The organism is Paraburkholderia sp. SIMBA_053 (assembly GCF_046534895.1).
Lineage (GTDB): Bacteria > Pseudomonadota > Gammaproteobacteria > Burkholderiales > Burkholderiaceae > Paraburkholderia > Paraburkholderia caledonica.
Genome location: NZ_JAWRXU010000017.1, coordinates 104,139 through 124,994, shown reverse-complemented (window position 1 = coordinate 124,994; position 20,856 = coordinate 104,139). Strand labels below are relative to the sequence as shown.

General features: G+C 63.6%; 17 protein-coding genes. 15 read left to right on the top strand and 2 right to left on the bottom strand.

The genetic code is table 11. From position 1 onward, the window contains the following. The first annotated feature begins 170 nt into the window (after positions 1-170). From bamE to SB753_RS30990, 14 genes are all read left to right on the top strand, one after another. Positions 171-722, top strand: coding sequence for an outer membrane protein assembly factor BamE (gene bamE, locus SB753_RS31055; RefSeq protein WP_020071449.1), 552 nt, complete (start codon positions 171-173; stop codon positions 720-722). 38 nt (positions 723-760) lie between these two features. Beyond that, a complete protein-coding gene (locus SB753_RS31050; RefSeq protein ID WP_027777331.1) occupies positions 761-1,714 on the top strand; it encodes a patatin-like phospholipase family protein in 954 nt (317 codons plus the stop codon). A 332-nt stretch (positions 1,715-2,046) separates the two neighbouring features. Then, positions 2,047-2,736 carry an ABC transporter permease gene (locus tag SB753_RS31045; RefSeq protein ID WP_027777330.1) on the top strand — a complete coding sequence of 230 codons (690 nt, stop codon included), beginning with the start codon at positions 2,047-2,049 and terminating at the stop codon, positions 2,734-2,736. Between the two features lie 4 nt (positions 2,737-2,740). Beyond that, positions 2,741-3,454, top strand: coding sequence for an ABC transporter permease (locus SB753_RS31040; RefSeq protein WP_020071452.1), 714 nt, complete (start codon positions 2,741-2,743; stop codon positions 3,452-3,454). A 78-nt stretch (positions 3,455-3,532) separates the two neighbouring features. Then, complete coding sequence (locus tag SB753_RS31035; protein WP_020071453.1) at positions 3,533-4,324, top strand: ABC transporter ATP-binding protein; 792 nt, start codon at positions 3,533-3,535, stop codon at positions 4,322-4,324. A gap of 24 nt (positions 4,325-4,348) precedes the next feature. After that, the gene (locus SB753_RS31030; protein WP_027805165.1) at positions 4,349-5,398 is read left to right on the top strand and encodes a GlxA family transcriptional regulator; all 1,050 of its coding nucleotides are present in this window, start codon (positions 4,349-4,351) and stop codon (positions 5,396-5,398) included. 186 nt (positions 5,399-5,584) lie between these two features. Next, the gene (locus SB753_RS31025) at positions 5,585-6,820 is read left to right on the top strand and encodes an aspartate aminotransferase family protein (RefSeq protein ID WP_410803660.1); all 1,236 of its coding nucleotides are present in this window, start codon (positions 5,585-5,587) and stop codon (positions 6,818-6,820) included. A gap of 81 nt (positions 6,821-6,901) precedes the next feature. Continuing rightward, entirely contained in the window at positions 6,902-7,960 is a 1,059-nt protein-coding gene (gene aruF / locus SB753_RS31020) for an arginine/ornithine succinyltransferase subunit alpha (RefSeq protein ID WP_410803676.1), read from the top strand. After that, positions 7,957-8,994, top strand: a complete 1,038-nt coding sequence (gene astA / locus SB753_RS31015) for an arginine N-succinyltransferase (protein WP_020071457.1) — start codon at positions 7,957-7,959, stop codon at positions 8,992-8,994. The genes aruF and astA overlap by 4 nt, the downstream gene beginning before the upstream one ends. A 2-nt stretch (positions 8,995-8,996) precedes the next feature. Beyond that, complete coding sequence (astD, locus tag SB753_RS31010) at positions 8,997-10,460, top strand: succinylglutamate-semialdehyde dehydrogenase (RefSeq protein ID WP_204521054.1); 1,464 nt, start codon at positions 8,997-8,999, stop codon at positions 10,458-10,460. A gap of 9 nt (positions 10,461-10,469) precedes the next feature. Continuing rightward, positions 10,470-11,810: an N-succinylarginine dihydrolase gene (astB, locus tag SB753_RS31005; protein WP_020071459.1), complete on the top strand. Its 1,341-nt coding sequence runs from the start codon at positions 10,470-10,472 to the stop codon at positions 11,808-11,810. Next, positions 11,794-12,846 (top strand): succinylglutamate desuccinylase, encoded by a 1,053-nt coding sequence (gene astE, locus SB753_RS31000; protein ID WP_408416969.1) that lies wholly within the window; start codon positions 11,794-11,796, stop codon positions 12,844-12,846. Before astB ends, astE begins: the two co-directional genes overlap by 17 nt. A 279-nt stretch (positions 12,847-13,125) precedes the next feature. Then, the gene (locus tag SB753_RS30995) at positions 13,126-13,926 is read left to right on the top strand and encodes an ABC transporter substrate-binding protein (protein ID WP_088175212.1); all 801 of its coding nucleotides are present in this window, start codon (positions 13,126-13,128) and stop codon (positions 13,924-13,926) included. A 335-nt stretch (positions 13,927-14,261) separates the two neighbouring features. Further along, positions 14,262-15,647 (top strand): EAL and HDOD domain-containing protein, encoded by a 1,386-nt coding sequence (locus tag SB753_RS30990; protein ID WP_410803657.1) that lies wholly within the window; start codon positions 14,262-14,264, stop codon positions 15,645-15,647. Positions 15,648-15,777: 130 nt separating this feature from the next. Here the strand turns inward: SB753_RS30990 and SB753_RS30985 are convergent, their stop codons facing one another. Beyond that, positions 15,778-17,235, bottom strand: coding sequence for an HDOD domain-containing protein (locus SB753_RS30985; protein WP_020071463.1), 1,458 nt, complete (start codon positions 17,233-17,235; stop codon positions 15,778-15,780). Positions 17,236-17,326: 91 nt separating this feature from the next. Then, positions 17,327-19,141 carry a putative bifunctional diguanylate cyclase/phosphodiesterase gene (locus tag SB753_RS30980; protein WP_020071464.1) on the bottom strand — a complete coding sequence of 605 codons (1,815 nt, stop codon included), beginning with the start codon at positions 19,139-19,141 and terminating at the stop codon, positions 17,327-17,329. Between the two features lie 296 nt (positions 19,142-19,437). Between SB753_RS30980 and SB753_RS30975 the strand changes: the two genes are divergently transcribed. Then, positions 19,438-20,775: an EAL and HDOD domain-containing protein gene (locus SB753_RS30975; protein ID WP_088175134.1), complete on the top strand. Its 1,338-nt coding sequence runs from the start codon at positions 19,438-19,440 to the stop codon at positions 20,773-20,775. The last annotated feature ends 81 nt before the right edge of the window (positions 20,776-20,856 follow it).

Sequence of the window (20,856 nt, the reverse complement as noted above, 5' to 3'; positions counted from 1 at the left end):
CGTTTTTTTACATGCGAGCACCGGCATCGCCCGGTTTCGGCGCGCCGGCGCGCGCTCGCGGTTTTTGCCGCACGCGGTTATCCTGTAGCGCGTTCCAAAGGATTCCCTTTGGTGAATCACTACACGAGCGGTGCGCACAGTCGCGCTCGCATCGATACAGGAATTTCGCTGTGAGCCTGAAATTGCCTATTGCCGCCATGCTGGCCGCGTGCATCGCGCTCACTGCGTGCGACGACCAACAGAGCGAGCGCGCCGTGCAAAAAATCAAGGAACTGTTCAACGCGGTGAAGCCCGACGCGCTGCTGCTGAAGAACATGACGCCGGGCGTCACGACCGAAGCGCAGATCCGCGAGCAGATGGGTAAGCCCGAAACCGAGCGCACCTATACGGACGGCTCGAAACGCTTCGAGTATCCACGTGGTCCGCAAGGTTTGAATACGTACATGGTCGACATCGATCGTGACGGTAAGCTTCAAGCCATCACGCAGGTACTGACCGCTGCGAACTTCGGCAAGATCCGTATCGGCATGAGTGAGGACGAAGTGCGACGCCTGCTCGGCAAACCGGGCGAAATCGCGGTGTTCCCCCTCAAGCCGGAGACGGTGTGGAGCTGGAAGTGGCGCGAGGGCGGTGTGACGGAAGAAGGCATTTTCAACGTGCACTTCGACCAGAACAGGAAGGTGTACACGACATCGCGCTCGGACGTAATGCGCGGGCGCTAGAAGCAACGACAAGACAGACGAATGGAAGGCGGGGAATCATGATACGTCGACGTCGATACAGCCGTATTGGGCTGGTGTTGGGGGGCGGCGCGGCTCGTGGCTGGGCGCATATCGGTGCGATTCGCGCGCTGCACGATGCGGGCATCAAGCCCGACGTGGTGTGCGGCACGTCGATCGGCGCGCTGGTCGGCGCCGTTTATGCGAACGGGGACCTCGACTGGCTCGAGGAGTGGGTGTCGCGCCTCACTTGGCAGACAGTCGTGCGACTGCTCGACTTGCGCCTTTCGGGCGGCCTGCTCGGCGGGCGCAAGGTCATCCAGCTTTTCGCCGACAAGTTCGACGGCCGCTCGATCGCGCAACTGAACATGCCGTTCGCGGCGGTCGCCACCGAACTCGATTCGGGCCGCGAGAGCTGGCTGCAGGACGGCAGTGTGGTCGACGCGGTGCGCGCGTCGATTGCGATTCCCGGCATCTTCACGCCCGTTTGGCACAACGGCGTATGGCTCGTGGACGGCGGGCTCAGCAATCCGGTGCCGGTGTCGGTCGCGCGCGGCATGCGGGCGGACTGTGTGATCGCCGTCGATCTGAACAACGACATTCTCAACGGCCGCGATTTCGGCGGCGCGGTGGTGGACACCCCGGCAATCGATCCCACCGCACCGCCGCCCGTGTCGCTGCGCCGTAACGGCAAGCCCTGGCCGCGCTGGCTCGCGCCCGCCGAAGAGCGCGTCACCGACGACGTTCGCGTGCCGCCCGCACCGAGCGCACGTGTGCCTTCCATGCTGAGTTCGATCGCGCAAAGCATCGACATCATGCAGGTTCGGATTACCCGAAGCCGTCTCGCCGGCGAGCCGGCGGACATTCTGATCCAGCCGCGTCTCGGCGGCATGGGCATTTTCGACTTTCACCGCGCGGCGCCGGCCATCGAGGAAGGGCGCGCGGCAGTCGAATATATGCTGCCGGCGATTCGCGCGCGGCTTGGCATCGAATAGCGGCGACGCGCGGTACGCCTTCGCGCTACGTTAAGTGCGACCCTGCGCCCTGCGCGAAGCCCGCGCCCGTCTATCGAAAAAGCGACCTCAAACTTGCGAAATCGCAGCGGCCACGGTTGCCCGCGTGGCGGCCAATCTCGCCCGACGCGCCCCCGTACCAAGCGCCGTCAGCCGTACCAGGTTGTCATTGCGGGTTTGTTGCGTCGCAGCAAATGTCGCGCGGGCCTTTGAGAATTTAATTTTCGCTTGCGAGACTCCGCGCCATGCAGGATGAGTCGGGGCGTTAGCCGACGACATCCCTAGGGATTCAACGAACCTGGATGGAGACACGCGTGGTGCTATACGGCTTTGGTCCGGTATTACTGGCCGGCACGATCCAGACAGTCGAACTGTCGGTCCTTTCACTCGCGGCCGCCGTGGTGCTCGGCCTCGCGGGCGCGGCGGCGAAACTCTCGTTCAACCGGCCGTTGCGCGCGCTCGCCACCGGCTACACGACATTGATCCGCTCGGTGCCGGACCTCGTGCTGATGTTGCTGCTCTTCTATAGCATCCAGATCGCGGTCAACAATCTGACCGACGCGCTCAATCTGCCGCAGTTCGACATCGACCCGTTCGTCGCGGGCGTGCTGACGCTCGGTTTCATTTACGGCGCGTACTTCACCGAGACCTTTCGCGGCGCCTTTCTCGCGGTGCCGCGCGGGCAGCTGGAAGCGGGCAGCGCTTATGGCATGAGCGGCGCCCGCGTGTTCGCACGCATCCTGTTTCCGCAGATGATGCGTTTCGCGCTGCCGGGCATCGGCAACAACTGGCAGGTGCTCGTGAAAGCGACGGCGCTGGTGTCGATCATCGGTCTCGCCGATGTCGTGAAGGCTGCGCAGGACGCGGGCAAAAGCACGTTCAACATGTTCTTCTTCATTCTGATCGCCGCGCTGATCTATCTGGCGCTGACGACCGTCTCGAACCTCGCGCTGATCTGGCTGGAACGCCGCTATTCGATCGGCGTGCGGCACGCGGAGCTTTAAGACCATGATCGACATTCTCAATCAGTTCTGGCGTGCGTTCCTCTACTGGGACGGTCAGCGCATATCCGGCCTTGCGGTCACGTTGTGGCTGCTGGTGGCGTCCGTCGGTATCGGCTTCTGCCTTGCGATTCCGCTGGCGGTGGCCCGCGTGTCGAAGAAGCGCTGGCTTTCCACACCGGTGCGTCTTTACACTTACGTGTTTCGCGGCACGCCGCTGTACGTGCAATTGCTGCTGATCTATACCGGCATGTACAGCCTCGAATTCGTGCGCTCACATCAACTGCTCGATGCGTTCTTTCGCAGCGGTTTTCACTGCGCGATTCTGGCGTTCGCGTTGAACACCTGTGCATACACCACGGAGATTTTTGCCGGCGCGATCCGCTCGACATCGCACGGTGAAGTGGAAGCGGCCCGCGCCTACGGTATGAGCTGGTTCACGATGTATCGCCGCATTGTGATACCGTCCGCGCTGCGCCGCGCTTTACCGTTGTACAGTAACGAAGTGATCCTGATGCTGCATGCCACGACGGTCGCGTTCACGGCCACCGTGCCGGACATCCTGAAAGTCGCGCGCGACGCGAACTCGGCCACCTATCAATCGTTCGACGCGTTCGGTCTGGCCGCGCTGATTTATCTCGTGGTGTCGTTCGCCCTCGTTGCGCTGTTTCGCCGCGCCGAGCGTCACTGGCTCGGTTACCTGGCGGTGCGCACGCATTGAGCGCGCCTTGTTTGCAGCAGGCGGTGCGATCAAAGCGCGCCGTCGACGTTCGATCCGTATCTTCACAGGGAGAGCATCTTGCTCCACACCACGCAAACCGAAGCTTGCAAGCTCGCCGTGCAGGACATCCACAAGCGCTATGGCGACAACGAAGTGCTCAAGGGCGTATCGCTCAATGCGAACAAGGGCGACGTGATCAGCATCATCGGCGCGAGCGGCTCGGGCAAGAGCACCTTCCTGCGCTGCATTAATTTCCTCGAGCGGCCGAACGCCGGGCAGATCGTCGTCGACGGCGAAACGGTCAAGACGAAAGCCGACCGCGCCGGCAATCTGGAAGTGGCCGATCACAAGCAATTGCAACGCATTCGCACGAAGCTCGCGATGGTGTTTCAGCACTTCAACCTGTGGGCGCACATGAACGTGATCGAGAACATCGTCGAGGCGCCGATTCATGTGCTCGGTCTGCCGCGTCGCGAAGCCGAGGAGCGCGCGCGCGAATATCTCGAGAAAGTGGGCCTCGCGCCGCGTCTGGAAAAACAATATCCTTCGCATCTGTCGGGCGGTCAGCAGCAGCGCGTGGCGATCGCCCGTGCACTGGCAATGGACCCTGACGTCATGCTGTTCGACGAGCCGACTTCCGCGCTCGACCCCGAACTGGTCGGCGAGGTGTTGAAAGTCATGCAGAAGCTCGCCGAAGAAGGGCGCACGATGATCGTCGTCACGCACGAAATGGGCTTTGCGCGCAACGTGTCGAACCATGTGATGTTCCTTCACCAGGGCCGTACGGAAGAAGAAGGTCTGCCCGCCGAGGTGCTGAGTTCGCCGCGCAGCGAGCGGCTCAAGCAGTTCCTCTCCGGCAGCCTCAAGTAACGCTCGCCGTCTCCTATCTGATCGATGGCTCGCACGTCCAGCCCCGCACGCACCATGCAGGTTGCAATCGTGGCATTGCCGCCTGTGTCGATGTCGGGCGTCGGGCCGATTGTCGACGCGCTCAATCTCGCCAATGAAATCGACGGCCGCGCGCTGTACCGCGTGCAGGTGTGCTCGTGGGACGGCCGCGCTGTGCCGCTTGCGGGCGGCGCGCAGTGGCCGGCCGACGTGGCCTTCGGCGACGCGGTGGTCTGCGACTGGCTGATCGTGGTCAGCGAACGGTTTCAGCAATTCGCCGACTACCGACTGTTTCTCGCAAGTTTGTCGCGCGTCGGGCAACGCACGCCGCTTGTCACCGGCATTCATCACGGCGTGTGGTGGCTTGCAATGGCGGGCCAGTTGTCGGGCTATCGCGTCAGTGTGAACTGGGAAACGTATCAGCAGTTCTCCGAGCAGTTCGAGCGCTCCATCGTCACCCAGCAGATTTTCGAAATCGACCGCGATCGCGCCACCTGCGCGGGCGGTCAGGCGACCGTCGACTTCATGCTCGCGATGATCGGCCGCGAGCACGGCCCGGAGCTCGCGGATCGCATCGCGGATACGCTTGGCGTCGGCGTGTTGCGCGCGGGCGAAGAGCGTCAGCGCATACCGTTCGTGACGGCGCCCGGCGAGCGTCATCCGCGCCTGAACGATGCGTTGTTGCTGATGGAAGCGAACATTGAAGATCCGCTCACCACCGACGAAATCGCGGGGCTCGTCGGCGTTTCGCGACGCCAGCTTGAGCGCCTGTTTCGCCAGTATCTCGGCTCGATGCCGTCCAAATACTATCTCGGCTTGCGCCTTTCGAAGGCGCGCACGCAATTGCAGCGCACCAGCAAGTCGGTCGTGCAGATCAGTCTTGCTTGCGGGTTTTCGTCGGCGGCGCACTTTTCGAATGCATATCGCGAGCGCTTCGGCGTGACGCCGCGCGAGGACCGCCGCAACTGGATCGACAAACAGACTGGCGCAAGCGGCGCCGCGGCCAGCGAGCCGCGCGCGGGTGCGCTGATCGAGCCGCCGGATAGGGGCGACTGAAGGGCAACTGAAGGGCGGCAAGCAGGCTACCAGTGTCGGCGTCGGTTGGCGATGCAACGGGTCAGCATGCGTGAGGCCTCGCATGCCGCGCGGAAGCTCATAGAAAGCGTCGCGTATGCGCAAGACGTAACGCGTGCGGTTTCCTACACTATCTGTACTACCTCTCACCTGTAACGAGGATTTGCCATGAACGACCTGACTGTGACACGCAAGACCTTCGACGAAGTCATGGTGCCGGTATTCGCACCCGCCGCCTTCGTGCCGGATCGCGGTCTCGGCTCACGCGTCTGGGATACGCAAGGCCGCGACTATATCGACTTCGCCGGCGGTATCGCCGTCACCGCGCTCGGTCATGCGCATCCCGAACTGCTGAAAGTCCTGCACGAGCAGGGTAGCAAACTCTGGCACATCGGTAACGGCTACACCAACGAGCCGGTGCTGCGTCTCGCCACGCGTCTCGAAGAACTGACGTTCGCCGACCGCGCATTCTTCGCGAACTCGGGCGCGGAAGCGAACGAAGCCGCGTTGAAGCTCGCGCGCCGCGTCGCATTCGAGCGTCATGGCGCCGACAAGTACGAAATCATCTCGTTCACGCAGTCGTTCCATGGCCGAACGTTCTTCACCGTCAGCGTGGGCGGTCAGCCGAAGTATTCGGAAGGCTTCGGGCCGGTGCCGCAAGGCATCGTTCACCTGCCGTACAACGACATTCAGGCCGCGCAAAAGGCGATCGGCGCGAAGACCTGCGCGGTTATCGTCGAACCGATTCAGGGCGAAGGCGGTGTAATCCCCGCCGATCCGGCGTTCCTCAAAGCGTTGCGCGAAGCCTGCGACCAGCACGGCGCGCTGCTGATTTTTGATGAGGTACAAACAGGTGTGGGCCGCAGCGGCTACTTCTACGCGTATCAGGACACGGGTGTTACGCCCGACATCCTCACCACCGCGAAGGCGCTCGGCAACGGCTTTCCGATCGGCGCGATGCTGACCACGAACGAACTCGCCGCGCACTTCAAGGTCGGCGTGCATGGCACGACTTACGGCGGCAATCCGCTGGGTTCCGCCATCGCGGAAAAAGTGGTGGAGCTGGTCAGCGATCCGAAGCTGCTCGAAGGCGTGCGCACCCGCAGTGAAGTGCTGAAGGGCCATCTCGCCAAGCTCAACGAGCGCTTCGGTCTTTTCGACGAGGTGCGCGGCAAGGGCCTGTTGATCGGCGCGCAACTGACCGACGCGTACAAGGGTCGCGCGAAAGACTTCGTCACGGCGGCCGGCCAGCATGGCGTCATCATGCTGATGGCAGGACCGGACGTGCTGCGCTTTGTGCCGTCGCTGATCATGCCGCTCGACGACATGAACGAGGGCTTCGAGCGTCTCGCCAAAGCTATTGCGGACGTGGTCGGCGTGAAGGCCGAAGCTGCGTCCAGGTGAACGGCGGTTCTAGCGGTTCTAACGGTTCCAACGGTTCCAGGCTCCGCATTCGCTCATGCGTCACATTGAACAGGAACGATGATGCTCTTCGTACGCCCCGGCCGCCTCGCCGATCTCGATGCGCTCGAACATATGGCGCGCACCGCGCAACCGGTGCTGCATTCGCTACCGCACGACCGGCGCGCGCTCGAAGCACGCGTCGCGTTGTCAGAAGACTCGTTTCGCGCGGAAGTCGATTTCCCGGGCGAGGAGTTCTATCTGTTCGTGCTCGAAGATTCGGAGAGCGGCAAGCTGATGGGCACGGCGAGCATCGTTGCCGCCGCGGGTTACTCCGATCCGTTCTATGCGTTTCGCAACGACGCGCTGATCCATGCATCGCGTGAACTGCACGTGAACCGCAAGATTCACGCGCTCACGATGTCGCACGAACTGACCGGCAAGAGCCGGCTCGCGGGCTACTACATCGACCCGTCGCTGCGCGGCGACGCCGCCGCGCATCTCATGTCGCGCGCACGAATGATGTATATCGCGGCCAATCGCAAGCGCTTCACGCCCGAGGTGTTCTCGCTGCTGCTAGGCGTCACCGACGAGAACGGCGTGTCGCCGTTCTGGGAAGCGGTAGGGCGCAAGTTTTTCGGCCGCAATTTCGCCGACATCGAAATCGAGTCCGGCGGGCGTAGTCGAACGTTCATCGCCGAAGTCATGCCGACGTACCCGATCTATGTGCCGTTGCTGCCGGAAGCGGCGCAGCGTGTGCTGGGCGAGCCGGATTCGAAGGCTCTGCTCGCGTATGAAATACATCTTGAAGAAGGGTTCGAAACGGATCGCTTCATCGACATCTTCGACGCGGGGCCGGTGCTTACCGCGCAAGTGGACCGCAGTGCCTGCGTGACGCTCAATGAAACGCGGGTGGCGCACGAGGCGGCGGCCGGGGCGAACGGCTCGACATATCTGATCGCCCACAACGGCGCGGACGGTCAATTCCGCTGCGTGCTCGGCGAGGTGCCTACGGCGAGGAACGAAGGCGCGCCGCTTGCCCAGCCGGCGCGTGCGGCGCTCGGCGTGCAGGACGGCGATACGGTGCGCTGCGTGCCGTTGCATCGACCGGAAACGAATGAACGATCGGGAGACGCGCAATGATCGTCGTTCGCGTGGTGCAACGAGGCGATGTCGACGCGTTGATGCGGCTCGCGCAGGAAACCGGGCCGGGGCTCACCACTTTCAAGCCGGATCGCGACGCACTTGCGGCGCGAGTCGAACGCGCGCGCCGCACGATGGAAGACAAGGCCGAGCCGCATGAAGCGGGCTACTTCTTCGTGATGGAAGACACCGCGACCGGCGACGTGGCCGGCGTGTGCGGAATCGAAACGGCGGTCGGTCTGCAACAGCCGTTCTACAACTATCGCGTGAGTACCGTGGTACACGCGAGCCAGGACCTGGGCATCTGGACGCGCATGCGCGCGCTGAACATCTCGCACGATCTGACCGGTTATGCCGAAGTATGTTCGCTGTTTTTGAGCCCGCGATATCGCACGAGCGGTGTGGGCGGCTTGCTGTCGCGCTCGCGCTTCATGTTTCTCGCGCAGTTTCGTGAGCGTTTTCCGCAGCGCCTATGCGCGGAATTGCGTGGGCATTTCGATGCGGAAGGCACGTCGCCGTTCTGGCGCGCGGTCGGCTCGCACTTCTATCAGATCGATTTCAATGCGGCGGACTATCTAAGCTCGCACGGACGCAAAGCGTTCCTTGCCGAACTGATGCCGCGCTATCCGGTGTATGTCGAGTTGTTGCCGCAAGAGGCGCAGGAATGCGTCGGCCTTACGCACAACGACACGATTCCGGCGCGCCGCATGCTCGAAGCGGAAGGGCTGCGCTACGAAAACCACGTCGATATTTTCGATGCCGGTCCGGTGCTCGAATGCCACATCTCCGACTTGCGCACGGTGCGCGAAAGCGTGCTGGTGCCGGTTGAGATTGCCGACGTACCGGAGGGCGCGGCGCAGGACGCACCGCGCTCGATGGTATCGAACACGTCCCTCGGCGATTTTCGCGTCGGCGTGGCGGCGGGCGTGCCGCAAGACGGCGTGTTCCGCATGAATGCGACAGAAGCTGCGGCGCTGGGCGTCAAAGCAGGCGACCCGGTTCGGGTGCTGGCGCTGAAACACAAACAAGGATGATCATGAGCGAGCTTTTCATCGACGGCGAATGGGCCGCCGGCACAGGACCCGCATTCGCGTCGCGCAATCCGGGCACGGGCGCGACGGTGTGGGAAGGCAATAGCGCCTCGGCAGACGACGTGGACCGCGCGGTGCGCAGCGCGCGCCGCGCGTTCGCAGCATGGTCTGCATCGAGCCTCGACGAGCGGTGCGCGGTAGTGCGCCGCTTCGCCGCGCTCGTCACCGAACGCAAAGAGGCGCTCGCCGAAGCGATTGGCCGCGAAACCGGCAAGCCCCTGTGGGAAGCACGCACCGAAGCGGCTTCGATGGCCGCGAAAGTCGAAATTTCGATTCAGTCATACAACGAGCGCACGGGCGAAAAGCGTTCGGCAATGGCGGACGGCACCGCGGTTTTGCGGCATCGTCCGCACGGCGTGGTGGCGGTGTTCGGGCCGTATAACTTCCCCGGCCACTTGCCGAACGGGCATATCGTGCCGGCGCTGATCGCGGGCAACGCCGTTGTCTTCAAACCGTCGGAACTCGCGCCGGGCGTGGCGGCGCTTACCGTGCAGACGTGGCGCGACGCGGGCCTGCCCGCCGGCGTGCTCAATCTCGTGCAGGGTGAGAAGGACACGGGCATTGCACTCGCGAATCACCGGCAGATCGACGGTCTGTTCTTCACAGGTAGTTCGGATACCGGAACATTGTTGCACAAGCAGTTCGGCGGGCGTCCGGAGATCGTGCTCGCGCTGGAGATGGGCGGCAACAATCCGCTCGTGATCGGGCCGGTGGCGGACCTCGACGCCGCCGTCCATCACACCATCCAGTCGGCGTTTTTGTCAGCGGGACAGCGTTGCACCTGCGCGCGCCGCATCTTTGTGCCGAACGACGCGTTCGGCGAGCGCTTCCTGGCGCGCCTCGTCGAAGTGACGTCGCGTATCAGCGTCGGCGAATACAACGCCGAACCGCAGCCTTTCATGGGCGCGGTGATTTCGGCGCGCGCGGCTTCGCGGCTCGTCGCCGCGCAGGAGCGTTTGCTTGCCGACGGCGCGCACGCGTTGTTGAAGATGGAGCAACGCGATCCGAAACTCGGTTTCGTCACGCCGGCCATTCTCGACGTAAGCGCTGTGAAGAATTTGCCCGACGAGGAGCATTTCGGACCGCTCGCGCAAATCATCCGTTACGACAGCTTTGACGAAGCGCTCGACAAAGCCAACGACACCGAGTTTGGCCTGTCGGCAGGACTGCTCGCCGACGACGAATCGCTATGGACGCACTTCCAGCGCACCATCCGCGCGGGTATCGTCAACTGGAACCGGCCGACTAATGGGGCTTCGTCGGGTGCGCCGTTCGGCGGACCGGGCCGTTCGGGCAATCATCGGCCAAGCGCCTATTACGCGGCCGATTACTGCGCGTATCCGATGGCTTCCGTCGAAAGCGCGCAACTGCAAATGCCCGCGAGCGTCTCGCCGGGCCTCCAATTCTAAGGATCGACGATGCAAGCCACTGAAGCCAATTTCGACGGTCTGGTCGGCCCGACGCACAACTACGCGGGGCTGTCGTTCGGCAACGTCGCGTCGCAGAACAATGAGAAGTCGGTTGCGAATCCGAAGGCGGCCGCGAAGCAGGGCCTGCGCAAGATGAAGCAGTTGGCCGATCTCGGCTTTCATCAGGGCGTGTTGCCGCCGCAGGAACGCCCGTCGATGCGTCTGTTGCGCGAGCTGGGTTTTTCCGGCGACGACGCGACGGTGATCGCGCGCGTGGCGAAAAATGCGCCTGAGTTGCTGGCCGCGGCAAGTTCGGCATCGGCGATGTGGACCGCGAATGCCGCGACGGTGAGTCCGTCCGCCGACACGCACGACGGCCGCGTGCATTTCACGCCGGCCAATCTGTGCAGCAAGCTGCATCGCGCGATCGAGCACGAATCGACGCGCCGCACGTTGCGCGCCATTTTCAGCGACGCCGATCGCTTCGCGGTGCACGAAGCGCTGCCCGGCACGCCTGCGCTCGGCGACGAAGGCGCGGCGAATCACACGCGCTTCTGTTCCGAATATGGCACCCGTGGTGTCGAATTCTTCGTGTATGGCCGCAGCGAGTATCGTCGTGGGCCGGAGCCGAAGCGCTTCCCCGCGCGCCAAACGTTCGAGGCGAGCCGCGCGGTTGCGCACCGTCACGGCTTGCTGGACGAGGCCACGGTGTACGCACAGCAGAACCCGGAGGTGATCGACGCGGGCGTGTTTCATAACGACGTGATCGCGGTCGGCAATCGCAATACGTTGTTCTGTCATGAGCTTGCGTTCGTCGAGCAGAACGCGGTGTATGACGAATTGCGCGCGAAGCTCGCCGGTCTGAAGGCTCAGTTCAATGTGATCGAAGTGCCCGACGCGCAAGTGAGCGTGGCAGACGCGGTCTCGTCGTATCTGTTCAACAGCCAGTTGCTGACGCGGCCCGACGGCAAGCAGGTTCTGGTGGTGCCGCAGGAGTGCCGCGAGAACCCGCGCGTGGCCGCTTACCTGGACGATCTGACATCGCATACGGGTCCTATCGACGACGTGCTCGTGTTCGACCTGCGCGAAAGCATGAAGAACGGTGGCGGTCCTGCCTGCCTGCGCCTGCGTGTCGTGCTGAGCGACGCGGAGCGCGCGGCGGTCACACAAGGCGTGTGGATCGACGACACGTTGTTCGGCCGGCTCGATTCGTGGATCGAAAAGCATTATCGCGACCGTCTCGCCCCGGCTGATCTGACCGATCCGCAACTGCTCGTCGAATCGCGCAGCGCGCTCGACGAACTGACGCAGATTCTCGGACTCGGATCGCTTTATGACTTCCAGCGCTGAGCGCCACGCGCAGCACGCGATGCTGGACGATTTCCTCGCGTACACGCTCGCGGGCACGCGGCCTTCCACGAACGAAACACACGGCACGTGTGGCGGCGGCGTGCGCTGGTCGTGGCTCGACGACGGCGTTCTGTTGATGGAGCCCGCGGCAATTACGGCGGACACGCGCAGCGTGCTGGCGTCGGCGGGCGTGCATGGCGACGAGACCGCGCCCATCGAACTGCTGTCTCACCTCGTGCGCGACATAGCGCGCGGCGAGGCTGCGCTGACGTGCCGGTTGCTGGTGATTCTCGGCAATGTCGATGCAATGCGCGACGCATGCCGTTATCGCGACGACGATCTCAACCGCCTCTTCAGCGGCCGGCATCTGCAGTTGCCGCACAGTTACGAAGCGCCGCGCGCGGCCGCGCTCGAACAGGCGGCGACGCAGTTCTTCGCCACCGCATCGCGGCAGCCTGGAGCACGGTGGCACATCGACATGCACACGGCAATCCGCGCGTCCGCGTTCGAGCGCTTCGCGTTGCTGCCGCATACCGGCAGGCCGTTTTCGCGCGCGATGTTCGAGTGGCTTGCAGAGGCGCGCATCAGCGCCGTGCTTTTGCACACCACGAAGGGCAATACGTATTCGCATTTCACCGCGCAGGCGTGCGAAGCCGAAGCATGCACACTCGAACTGGGGAAAGTGCGCCCGTTCGGCCAGAACGACCTGACGCGCTTTGCCGGCGCAGACGAGGCCTTGCGTCATCTGCTCGCGGGCACGAGTGGCCGCGAGCAGGCGGAACTGCCTCGCGCCTTCACGGTGATCGACCAGATCACAAAGCCGAGCGAAGCGTTCGAATTGCTGGTCGCGCCCGATGTCGCCAACTTCACGCCGTTCGGCAAGGGCACGCTGCTCGCGCGTGATGGCGACTATCGGTACGTCGTGCAACACGACGAGGAGCGGCTCGTGTTTCCGAACGCGACGGTCAAGCCCGGCTTGCGTGCCGGGTTGATGGTGATAGAGACCACGCACGACACGTTGGCCAAGCTCGTCTAACGGCGCGATCCGCATGAACGGCGGCGGCATCGGTGCAGATGTTTTTGCGTGCACGCGACATCAAGTTGCAGGTTTGAATGTGCACCTGACTCTGCGTTCCGCCTGGAGGTTTGCCTCTGTTGTCCGCGGGCGCGGTGCGCGCGCCTGTACAATCCCCGCCTCGCGGCTGCTGCGCTGCACCACATCGGCCGCACGAGTTTGAATCGCATTTTTGGCGCGGCAATCATGCCTGTCCGGATTCGGCTCCGTCTTGTTCAATACCGTAGAGGAACACCCGCAATGAAGATGAATTGGCGAAACACGGCCGCGCTCGCGCTGTTCGCGACCGCAACGGCGACAGTAACGGCAGGCTCCGCAGTGGCGGCGGACATCAAGGAAGTGCGCTTCGGTGTAGAGGCGTCGTATGCGCCGTTCGAATCGAAGTCGCCGTCGGGCGAGTTACAGGGTTTCGACATCGACGTGGGCAATGCTGTCTGCGCGAAGCTGAAGGCCAAATGCGTGTGGGTCGAAAATTCGTTCGACGGTCTGATCCCCGCGTTGCAGGCGCGCAAATTCAACGCGATCAACTCGGACATGACGATCACGGACCAGCGCCGTCAGGCAGTGGATTTCACGGACCCGATCTACACGATCCCGAATCAGATGATCGCGAAGAAGGGCAGTGGCCTGCTGCCGACGCCTGCATCGTTAAAGGGTAAGCATGTCGGCGTGCTCCAGGGCACGATCCAGGAAACCTACGCGAAGGCGCGCTGGGCGCCGGCGGGTGTCGACGTGGTGCCGTATCAGACGCAAGACCAGATTTATGCGGACCTCGCGTCCGGTCGGCTCGACGCATCGTTCCAGGACGCTGAGGCGGCGTCCAAGGGCTTCCTGAAGAAGCCGCAAGGCGCGGGCTTCGAATTCGCCGGTCCCGCTGTCAGCGACGAGAAGCTGCTCGGCGCGGGCGTGGGCTTCGGCATCCGCAAAGGCGATGCAGCGCTGAAGGACGCCTTGAACCAGGCGCTGAAGGAACTGAAGGCAGACGGCACGATCGACCGTTTCGCGGCGAAGTACTTCGACGTGAAAGTAGTGCTCAAGTAACGCGTCGTCGCGCAACACCTGAAAGGAACGGCCGCGAGTTGCGGCCGTTTTTTATTTCGGGTTAGAAAACCGGTTCTCTGCTCTTACGAAATTTTTGCGGATATTGTTTTCTCGACATGCCCGTGCAAGACTGCCTGCGCTAGAATCGCCAGGCGTGCTGCCGTCGCAAACGATAAATCAGTCGCAATCTGTACGGTGCGACGCCAGGACAGCGACAAGACGGGCATAAAGCGGCAGCAACAATAAGCACCAACATAAGCAGCAAAAATAAGCAGCAGCAATAAGACAGCCAAAACAGCAACAAGCGCCGGGGCGGCGCGTCGCGGGGGACCAGAATGAGCACCATTGCAGTCGAAAATCCGGGCCATGCGGGCGCCACGGACGATGAGCAGCTGAACGCCAGCTTCGCACGGCAACCCATCCTCAATCGGGACGGCATGCTGTGCGGTTATGAGCTCAAGATACGCGCGCCGGAATTGCCGCCGGAACCGCTGCCCGACCTCGATCACGACCTCGACGCCGACGCTGAAAGCAATCCGGACAACGCAGGCGCCAGGGCAGGCCGCGCGCCCACCCCGGCGCAACGCGTCGCGCGAGCGATCATCCGCGGCCTCACGCAAAGCAACGTGCGCGGCGCACTGACCGGGCATCCGGCGTACATCGACATGAGCCGGGACATGCTGTTCGACGACGCGATCGAGCGGTTGCCCGCCGAGCGCTTCCTGTTCGAGCTGCCGCCCAATATGGAAGTCGACGACGAACTGATTGCGCGCATCGTGCTCCTGCATGGCCGTCGCTACCGTTTCGTGCTCGACGAAGTGACGCAGCCCAACGAAACCTTCGCGAAACTGCTGCCCTATGCGGAAGCCATCAAGATCGATATCACGCGCGCACCCGCCGCGCTGTTGCCGAAGCTGACGAGCGTGCTCAAGTCGGCGGGCAAGCTGCTGATCGCATCGGGGCTCGACGCGCAAGCCGACTTCGAAACGGCGCACGGCCTCGGCTTCGACCGCTTCCAGGGGTATTTCTTCGCACGCCCGCAAACTGCACTGACCCGGCGCGTTAGTGCGCCACGCCACGCGCTGCTGAATCTGCTGCAACTGCTCGCGGGCGACCCGACGGTCGCGCAACTCGAAGCGGAGCTCAAGCTCAATCCCGTGCTGGTGATGCATCTGATGAAGCTCGCGAATTCCAGCGGGCTCGCAGTCGGTCATAAGGTGACCACGCTGCGCGAGGCGATCAACGCAACCGGCACCGACCGGATCGCGCGCTGGACGCAGTTGCTGCTCTATGCCGACGGCCGCAAGGTCGCGCTCGAAGACGATCCGCTGCTGCAACTCGCGGCGACCCGCGCGCGTTTCATGGAACTGGCGATCGAACGCTTGCCGGAAGCCGGCCGCGATGAAGCCGACGCGGCGTTTCTGACGGGTGTGTTTTCATTCGTCGACGCGGTGTTCGGCGGCTCGCTCGAAAGCACGTTGAATGTGCTCACGCTGTCGCGTCCGATCCAGGCGGCGATTTTGCAACGCGAGGGCGCGCTCGGTTTGTTGCTGGACACCGTCGAGGCGCTGGAGAGCGGCTCGTGGGACGACCTTGCCGCACTCTGCGCACATCTTGCGCCGTTGACGGTGGAAGAGGTCGCTCAAATGGGACTCGCCGCCGGCGCATGGGCGGGCGTTGCGGACCGCAGCGCGGAAGGTCTGGAAAGAATCGAGGATTGAAGCTCAAAGATTCGAGCGATGCCGGCATGCAGCGCAAACCGGCATCGCGAATCTGACTTGCAAAATCAGGCGTCGGGCAAATGCAGAAGCAGGAGACTTACGTACCGTGATCAACGATCACGCCACGTCTTTACATCGTCTCCATTTCCCGCATCTGCCCCAGGCCGAAAAAACGGCCTAACTCCTTGGCCAGTTCGTTCAGCACGCTCATCTCTTTCTGCGAGATGCGCCGTGGCTCCTGAGTGTGAGACCAGTCGCCGTAAAGTAGCGCGACCGTCTGATCGGTCTCGTCCACCACCGGTAACAGCACGAAGGCGCGGGCGTCGTCGAAAGAGCGGCGGAACCATTCCGGCAGACGCGCGACCATTTTCGGATCGCGCGCATTTTCGATGAAGATGCCCACCGAATTCGCTATGGCGAGGTGGAACACGTCGGGCTCGAAGGCCGAACCGAACGTGAGCTTGGGCAGCGCCGCATCGATTTTCGGGCCGAGACCCAGGCGCGCGCGGAAGGTGCCGTTGCTGTGCTTGACGAACACCACCGTGCGCGCAAAGCCAAGCGCCGCGAGCACCGTTTCCGAAGCCATGCCGAGGGCCGGCGCGAGCGAACTGGTGTCGGGGAGGGCGCGCAGATCTTCGACACCTGCTGCAATGCGCGCCTCCGGATTCAGCGCCTCGCGCGCCATCGCGTCAGCATTCGCGCGCAGCTCGACGATTTCGCGCATCACGCCGTCGCCGCCTTCCTCGCGGGCCAGCGCGACGCTCATTTCGAGCAGCACTTCGGGATCGGTGTTGAGCGCGTGGCTGTATTCCTGAGCGAGTTCGGCGATGCGTTCCTCGCGCTCGAAGTCGGGCACGTTCTGCTGCGTGAGGACGTCGGCGACCGCCGTCGAATAATTGGTGATCGCGCGCAGCCACTGCACCTGGCGCGGTTGCTCCGTGTCCTGCGGATCGAATTCGCCCATGCCCGAGCGGATCATGTCGGGCAGGCGCCAGCGCACTGCGGCTTCGGCGCCGATTTCGTCGAACGTCACGCCGAGCACCAGCACACAAGCGTCCGCTTCCTGCGTGCCGCTGTCGATGTGGCGGCGAATCTGATCCCATTCCGCGTCGAGATAGAAGACCACCAGCAGCTTGCCGATTTGGCGCATCAGCGTGCAGACCACGGCTTCCTCGCCGGCACGCAGATCGCCGCGCTCGGTCAGCTTGCGCGCGACGCAGCCCGAGAGCAGCGTGCGGTTCAGTTCGAGCTTCGCGTCGATGCGGCGCGGCGCGCTGTGATGAAAGTGATCGACGATCTTCAGGCCGACCACGAGATGGCCGACCGCGTCCATGCCGAGCACCATCAGCGCGCGCGACACGGTGGTGATATTGCCGCCGAAGGCCATATACATGGCCGAGTTCGCGAGCCGCAACACCTTTTGCGTGAGCGCGAAGTCCGAGAGCACGACCTGCACGAGGCCGGTGAAGTCGAGGTCGTCGTTGTTCATCGCCGCCATGGTGGTGCGCAACGACTGCGACAGCATGGGGAAATCGCCGCGCTCGCTCATTCGCGTCCACAGCCGGTCGAGCACAGCCGCCTTTACCATGTGAGTCCCGCAAAAGCCATACATGTTCCAATGAATGCCACGCCGGCCTGAAGCCGGCTTGTGCCGCTGCGTAAGCGCTTGCCCCGCACTGCTAGGCGCTGTGCAGGTGAAGCGAGCGCGCTTCGAAACGCTGCGCCAGTTCGTCGGAAGGCAACGCCTGGCAGACGAGCCAGCCCTGTATGTGGTCGCATCCCATTTCGGTCAGCAGGGCGCGCTGCGCTTCGGTTTCGACGCCCTCCGCGACCAGTTCCAGGTCGAGTGTCTGAGCGAGGCCGACCACCGCGCTGACAATCGCCTGGTCGTTTCGGGAGGTTAGCAGATTCTCGACAAAACTCCTGTCGATCTTGAGCTTTGCAAGGGGAAACCGTTGCAGGTAAGCCAGGCTTGAGTAGCCAGTGCCGAAATCGTCGACGGCAAAGCGGATACCCATGGCGGTCAAATCCTCCAGCAACACCTTTGCGTGTGCCGGATCGTGCATCAGCAGACTTTCGGTGATTTCGAACACGAGGCGGCGCGGGTCAATGCCGGTCAGGTTGATCGCTTCGCGCACGGCGTCCTTGAAACGCGGATCGCGGAACTGCTGCGGCGACACGTTCACGGCGACGTATTGAAGCGAAATGCCCTTGGCGTCCCACTGGATCAACTGCATGCACGCGATTTTCAGCACCCAGTTGCCGAGAAAGTTGATCAGGCCGATCGACTCCGCGAGGGGGATGAACATAGACGGCGGCACGAGACCGTGCACCGGATGCAGCCAGCGGATCAGCGCCTCGACCCCGACCACGCCGTGCGTGCGGCTGCTCGTGATCGGCTGGAAATGCAGCGAGAACTCGCCGTTGCGCACGCCGTCGTAGAGATCCGCCTCCAGCTTCAGGCGCTCCGCGTCGGCTGGATTGTCGTCGGGCACGTAGAACGCGAGCGTATTGCCGCCGGCCGCCTTGGCCTGCAACAACGCGTGGTCGGCCCAGCGCAGCAGATGCGTGTCGTGCGCGGCGGTGTCGTTGGCGTGGCGCACATCGGGATACAGCGCGATGCCGATGCTCGCCGAAAGATGCACCTGCTGGCCGCTGAATACATAAGGTTGCTGGATCGCGGTCAAGAGGCGCCGGGCCAGCGTTTCGGCGGCGGCGGCCGCGTCGGTGCGGTTCGCAGCGGGCTTGACGAGGATCGCAAACTCGTCGCTCGCCACGCGCGCCACGGTTTCGCTCGGACTCGTCATGTTCATCAGACGCCGCGCGGTGTCGCGCAGCATCTCGTCGCCGGCATCGTAGCCAAGCGCGCGGTTCACGCGCTGATAATCGTCGATGTCGAGCAGCAGCAGCGCGGCCGGCGTGCCGTGCGCGTCGGCTTGCCGTTGCGCCTCGAGCACCGCGGGAATCAGCGCGGACTGATTGGCGAGGTTGGTCAGGCGGTCCAGATGCAGTGCCTGGATGAGGCGCTCCTCGCTCGCACGCCAGGCGGACACGTCGAAGCCGGCAATCGCATAGCCGCCGATGCCGTTGTGGCTGCTGCGCACCACGCGCAACTCCACGGTGATCGGGTAGGTCAGCGACTTGATGAGCCCGAGCGTGGCTTTTTCCACGTTGCCCGAAGCCGCCGCGCGGGCAAGCAGCGCGTCGAGGCGCGGCACATCGGCTTGGGCCACCAGTTCATGCAGCGTGATCGTCTCGAGATATTCGCGGTGATAGCCGATAAAGCGCAGGCTCGCGTCGGACACATAGATAAAGCGCAGTTCGCTGTCCACGTGCGCGAGCAGATCGACGGCGCCCACCACCTGTTCAAGTTGCGGCGGCGGAGGCGGGGCTGCTTGCGGCGTGTCGTCCACGCGACGGCCAAGCGCAAGAAGCCGGTCGACGACCGTGCGCAAGGAGCCCCGGCGGGGCGCGGTGATCCTGTTCGCTTCCATGTTTGTCGCTGGCAACCTGTGTTCGTCTGCAGGCGGAGCGGCTTGCTTTTCGCCTGGTGAAGGCGGTCAAAAGGTATCAGGCCGCCCCATCAGAACAAGATAACGGCCCGTGCCCTGAAATCTTTAGCCGGCGACCGGGAAAAACTTTTCGTAAGGCGCGGCGAGCCGCTATGGCCGGGCGTTCCGGCGATTGGGTTAAAGTGCGGCGACCCGGCGTCCGTTAATACGGCAAACCCCTTGTGCGGTGGCGGTGCGCCGCTGCCGCGCCACACTCCGACAAGCTGCACCGATGATCCATGTCTGAACTTCATTTGGTCCGTGCCACTGCCCGGCGCATCGAGGCGCGTGACTCGTCCAGCGAGGATGCCGAGCGGGCGTCCACGCCTCAGTTCGTCTATCTTGGCCGCCAGCCGATCCTCGATCGACAGGGCGCGCTCAACGCCTATGAACTGCTGTTCCGGGCCGGCGCCCACAACTATGCGGAAATTACCGACGACGCTCAGGCGACGGCGCAGGTCGTGGCGCGCGCCCTCGGCGGGATCGGTGTGCCTGCGGTACTCGGGCGGCATCGCGGCTTCGTGAATATTGATCGGGCGATGCTCTTCGACGACATTGTTCACGTCATGCCGCCCGAACGCTTCGTGCTCGAGATCCTCGAAACGGTGAAGTTCGACGCGCAACTCGCGCGCCGGCTGAACGAACTGAGGCGCAGCGGTTTCCAGGTCGCGCTCGACGACGTCAGCGAACTGTCCGGCGAACTGCTTGCCATGTTGCCGCATGCGGACATCGTCAAGATCGATTTTTTGCAGACGAAGCGAGCGGATCTGCCTGAACTCGCCGCCGCCATGCGCGGCTACGGCAAAACGCTGTTAGCCGAAAAAGTCGAGACACGCGAAGACTTCGCGCTCGCCCGCGATCTCGGCTTCGATCTGTTTCAGGGCTACTTCTTTGCGCGGCCCCAGGTGCTGGCCGCGCCGCGCAACCGGTCTCCGCGTCCGAGCCTCTTGCGACTGCTCGCGCTATTGTCGCGCGATGCGGGTATCGTCGAGCTCGAAGCCGAACTGAAGCTGAACCCGAGCGTGGTCGTCCAGTTGCTGCGGCTCGTCAACTCGAGCGCGTTCGGTCTTGGGCGCAATATCGCGTCGTTGCGCGAGGCGATCATCGCGACGGGGACGCGCCAGATCGCGCGCTGGGCGCAACTGCTGCTTTATGCCGACAGCGGCGATCTGCCGTGGCGCGCCGATCCGCTCGTGCAACTGGCCGGTACCCGTTCGCGCTTCATGGAACTGGCGGCAGGCTGGATGCGTCCCGCCGACGACGAATTCGCCGATGCCGCGTTCATGACCGGGATTTTTTCGCTCGTACATGTGCTGCTCGGCAGCACGCCGAAGGCGGTGCTGGAAAAGCTCGGTCTTGCGCCGCAGATCCGCGAGGCAATCGTCACGCATCACGGAGCGCTCGGCACGCTGTTGCGCATCGCGGAGCTGGCGGGCAAAGGCGGCGACGCGGCGTCGATCGCGCTCGGACCCGATGCGCCGCCGGAATTCGCCGCGCTCACGCCCGAGGTACTCGCCGAGCTCAACCTCTCCGCGGCCGCGTGGTTTGGCGCGCACGTGGAAGAAGCGGCCGCCTGATCCGCGCCGTTGTTTGCATCCTGCGAGGGGCGGCGCACGTATTCTGCGTGTACGTGGTCCAATAGAGCGCAGGGCCGGTCG

Bases quoted from the DNA above. Each gene is read 5' to 3' on its own strand.
- SB753_RS31050 (WP_027777331.1), top strand. From the start codon at position 761: ATGATACGTCGACGTCGATACAGCCGTATTGGGCTGGTGTTGGGGGGC.
- SB753_RS31040 (WP_020071452.1), top strand. From the start codon at position 2,741: ATGATCGACATTCTCAATCAGTTCTGGCGTGCGTTCCTCTACTGGGAC.
- SB753_RS31030 (WP_027805165.1), top strand. From the start codon at position 4,349: ATGGCTCGCACGTCCAGCCCCGCACGCACCATGCAGGTTGCAATCGTG.
- SB753_RS31025 (WP_410803660.1), top strand. From the start codon at position 5,585: ATGAACGACCTGACTGTGACACGCAAGACCTTCGACGAAGTCATGGTG.
- aruF (WP_410803676.1), top strand. From the start codon at position 6,902: ATGCTCTTCGTACGCCCCGGCCGCCTCGCCGATCTCGATGCGCTCGAA.
- astA (WP_020071457.1), top strand. From the start codon at position 7,957: ATGATCGTCGTTCGCGTGGTGCAACGAGGCGATGTCGACGCGTTGATG.
- astD (WP_204521054.1), top strand. From the start codon at position 8,997: ATGAGCGAGCTTTTCATCGACGGCGAATGGGCCGCCGGCACAGGACCC.
- astB (WP_020071459.1), top strand. From the start codon at position 10,470: ATGCAAGCCACTGAAGCCAATTTCGACGGTCTGGTCGGCCCGACGCAC.
- astE (WP_408416969.1), top strand. From the start codon at position 11,794: ATGACTTCCAGCGCTGAGCGCCACGCGCAGCACGCGATGCTGGACGAT.
- SB753_RS30995 (WP_088175212.1), top strand. From the start codon at position 13,126: ATGAAGATGAATTGGCGAAACACGGCCGCGCTCGCGCTGTTCGCGACC.
- SB753_RS30990 (WP_410803657.1), top strand. From the start codon at position 14,262: ATGAGCACCATTGCAGTCGAAAATCCGGGCCATGCGGGCGCCACGGAC.
- SB753_RS30985 (WP_020071463.1), bottom strand. From the start codon at position 17,235: ATGGTAAAGGCGGCTGTGCTCGACCGGCTGTGGACGCGAATGAGCGAG.
- SB753_RS30980 (WP_020071464.1), bottom strand. From the start codon at position 19,141: ATGGAAGCGAACAGGATCACCGCGCCCCGCCGGGGCTCCTTGCGCACG.
- SB753_RS30975 (WP_088175134.1), top strand. From the start codon at position 19,438: ATGTCTGAACTTCATTTGGTCCGTGCCACTGCCCGGCGCATCGAGGCG.